The 1,818-nt window shown below is 77.2% G+C and carries 1 protein-coding gene; it reads left to right on the top strand.

From position 1 onward, the window contains the following. Positions 1 to 1,818, top strand: a 1,818-nt coding sequence (locus ABZ885_RS40405) for a peptidoglycan binding domain-containing protein (protein WP_360200081.1), incomplete at both ends; no start/stop codon positions are given.

Genomic DNA, 1,818 nt, shown 5'->3' with positions numbered 1-1,818 from the left:
GCCCGCCGCCGGTGCCGAGGCCCGGCCGAACGGCGCCCGGCCGAACGGCCGCCCGGCGCCCGCCCAGGCCTCCAACTCCCCCGCCGCCCCGCGCCCCACCGGCGCGCCCGCCTCGCCGTTCGCCCCCGGCCCGGACGCCCCGGCCGACGAGGCCGGCGTGTATGAGGACGGCCCCGCCGGCGCTCCCTCCCTGCCCCCCTTCGGGCAGGAGGAGCCCGCCGTCCAGGGCGGCGCGCTGCCGCGCCGTGAGCGGCAGGGCGGCGGCCGTCCGCAGCCGCAGGCCGCAGGCCGTCCGGCCGGCGGTGCCCCCGGCCGGCCCGGTGCCCCGGTGGCCGCCGGCGCGGCCAACCCGGAGGACACCTCGGTCGACGGTTTCAAGCCGATCCGCGAGGACGGCCCGCCGCCCGCCGCCATATCCGGCCTGCCCCAGAACGGCCTGTCCCAGAACGGCCGGCCCCGCAACGGCGCCCCGCAGGCCAACGGCGCCCCGCAGAACGGCCGGCCGCAGCCGGGCCTGTTCGCCTCGGCCCCGGCCGGCACCGACCCGTTCGCGGCCCAGCGGCTCCCGGCCGGCGCCGACGCCTTCGGCACCGCCGCCCCGGGCGGCACCGACCCGTTCGGCACCGCCGCTCCGGGCGGCACCGACCCCTTCGGCACCGCCGCCCCGGGCAGCCTCTTCCCCGGCGCCCCCGGCCGCCAGGGCGAGCCCGGCTCCCCCGCCGACCCCTTCCACACCGCGTCCGCCCGCCCGGACGGCGAGACCACCGCCGCGGTGCCGGCCCCGGCGCCCGCGCCGAAGCCGGCCGAGCCCGCCAAGCCGGCCGCCCCCAAGGGCGGGTCCGCCAAGGCCCGGAAGGGCGGCGCCGGCAAGAAGGTGGTCAAGCTCGCCGTCTACGGCGTCGGCGGAGTGCTCTTCCTGGGCGCCGCCGCGTACGGCACCGGCCTGATGCTGAACCAGTCCGACATCCCCAAGGGGACCGTCGTGCTCGGCACGGACATCGGCGGCAGCAACCGCGACCAGGCGATCCACCAGCTCGACGAGAGCGTCGGAAAGGCCGGCCAGCAGCCGCTCAAGCTGAAGATCGGCGACCAGACGGTGGACCTCGACCCGGCCGTCGCCGGGCTGAGCTTCGACACCACGGCCACCGTGGACAAGCTCACCCAGCACTCGTACAACCCGGTCGACGTGATCTCCTCGCTGAAGGGCGACGAGAAGGCCGTGGCGCCGGAGGTCAAGGTGGACCGGGCCAAGCTCAAGGCCGCGCTGGACGCGCTGGCCACCGGCTCCGGCCAGGGCCTCACCGAGGGCTACGTGAAGTTCGGCGACAACGGCGAGCCGGTCGTGGTGCCCGGCAAGGCCGGCCAGGCGGTGGACTCCGCCTCCGCCGTCGACCAGGTCGAGCAGGCCTACCGCGACCGCGCCGCGGGCAAGAGCGAGCAGCCCGTCGCGCTGGCCGTCACGGCCGCCCAGCCCAAGGTCTCCACCCAGGCCCTGCAGGCCGCCGCGGACAGCCTCGGCAAGTCCGCGGTCAACGGGAAGGTCCACCTCGTGGCCGGCGCCAAGACCTTCGACTTCGGCCCGAAGACCGCCGGCAAGACGCTCACCCTGGTCCCGGACGCGTCCGGCAAGATCGTGCTCAAGTGGGACCTCGACGCGCTGAACGGCCAGCTGAACGGCGTGTTCGACAAGGTGAAGGTGAAGAAGAAGGACGGCCAGACGGGTGTCCAGCCGGAGCGTCGGGTCGTGACCGCGGGCGCGGACGGCGGAGCGGGCGGAGGGCATCGGGACCAGCAGCAGGGGGGACAGCCCGGCGCGCG

The sequence above is a fragment of the Kitasatospora sp. NPDC047058 genome (genome assembly GCF_040643935.1).
Classification (GTDB): Bacteria; Actinomycetota; Actinomycetes; order Streptomycetales; family Streptomycetaceae; genus Kitasatospora.
The sequence above is the reverse complement of the archived record's forward strand: the minus strand, read 5'-3'. Positions and strand labels throughout refer to the sequence as shown.